Origin of the sequence: Xenorhabdus littoralis (assembly GCF_033949345.1) — a bacterium.
Taxonomy (GTDB): Bacteria; Pseudomonadota; Gammaproteobacteria; order Enterobacterales; family Enterobacteriaceae; genus Xenorhabdus; species Xenorhabdus littoralis.
Window position 1 is genome coordinate 1 of sequence record NZ_VCDP01000114.1, and the last position, 781, is coordinate 781.

Consider the following 781-nt stretch of genomic DNA (forward strand, 5'->3'; position numbering starts at 1 on the left):
TGTCCAGTGTCTGAAACCGCTGCCCCCTCCGGCTTGGATGGTTCAAGACCCGCCCGACTGGAGAAAGACGCTGAACAAGATTTTGTACGTCTCCTCGGAGAACTTGAAACCCTCGAAGCCCAGTACGTTGGATTGAGGGATTATGTGAAGGCGGAATGCAGAGGAAAGAAATGATTACATATCAAACCCCCATAATAGCGACTGAGTATCGTGCACAAGCTAATCAGTCATCATTCTCACCGTCACTCTTCAGAATGTACTGTCTGGCGTTGCAGTTAGAGACAATTATAGGAAAGATAGAGGAACGGGCCAATATCATGAGAACAAATAACACCCTGCCACCTCAGAGCAAATGATTCTGGGGTGGTGGGAGTATGTTAGAGACAGTATTTGTAGATTTGTTTGAAACTAGAGACAAGTGTGAAGACTGTATTAAAACTACAGCGAAATTAAAATGGTACTTCCAATAAATAAGGTATTAATAAGGAAGGTATCATGGATTTTTTAGTTAAAAATATAACACCTACTGGAGTTTATATTGATGGCGTTCGCCATGAAGGCTTGGGGGTGGAACTTGTCTGTTCTTCAGAAGAACTTGATGATTATCGTTTTGTGACTGAGATTGTCTTACTAGAAAGTGAAACTTTATCTGTTAATGAAATTAAAGATAGAGTCATTGAAATAGCAAAAGAAAAACTTAAAAAAGCAGTTAGTCAAATTTAAAGCCAGTCTATTAAAGCAATAACCCATGCCATCACAACCGTGGTGGCATTTTTATATC

2 protein-coding genes are annotated in these 781 nt (G+C 39.9%); both read left to right on the plus strand.

Annotated elements, in window-relative coordinates; genetic code table 11:
- The first annotated feature begins 6 nt into the window (after window positions 1-6).
- Entirely contained in the window at window positions 7-174 is a 168-nt protein-coding gene (locus FE394_RS19795) for a lysis system i-spanin subunit Rz (protein ID WP_419836363.1), read from the plus strand.
- Window positions 175-495: 321 nt separating this feature from the next.
- Window positions 496-723, plus strand: a complete 228-nt coding sequence (locus FE394_RS18100; protein ID WP_319927731.1) for a hypothetical protein — start codon at window positions 496-498, stop codon at window positions 721-723.
- Window positions 724-781 lie beyond the last annotated feature (58 nt).

What these genes read in the sequence shown, in the direction of transcription:
- FE394_RS18100 (WP_319927731.1), top strand. Translation starts at nt 496, where the DNA reads ATGGATTTTTTAGTTAAAAATATAACACCTACTGGAGTTTATATTGAT.